Genomic DNA, 258 nt, shown 5'->3' with positions numbered 1-258 from the left:
GGCTCCTCGACGACGTCGAGGCGCTCGATCATGCGCTGGGTCTGCCGGGCCTTGGCGGCCTGTTTCTCGCTGGCCTCGCTGCGGAACTTGCGGCCGATCTTGTCGTTGTCGTTGCCCGCCTTGCGCCGGGCGTTCTTGACGCCCTTGTCCATCCAGGAGCGCTGCATCTGGGCGCGGTCCTGGAGCGCGGCCCTCTTGTCGGCGTACTCCTCGTAGTCCTCGCGGGCGTGCCGCCGTGCCGTGTCGCGCTCCTCCAGG

At 69.8% G+C, this 258-nt stretch carries 1 pseudogene; it reads right to left on the bottom strand.

What is annotated here, in order from left to right:
- Positions 1 to 258, bottom strand: a pseudogene (locus AOK15_RS47770) (ABC transporter ATP-binding protein); the annotation flags it as partial.

Origin of the sequence: Streptomyces ossamyceticus, assembly GCF_001418475.1 — a bacterium.
Taxonomy (GTDB): domain Bacteria; phylum Actinomycetota; class Actinomycetes; order Streptomycetales; family Streptomycetaceae; genus Streptomyces; species Streptomyces ossamyceticus.
Note: the sequence above shows the minus strand (reverse complement) of the source record. Positions and strands in the feature narration are given on the sequence as shown.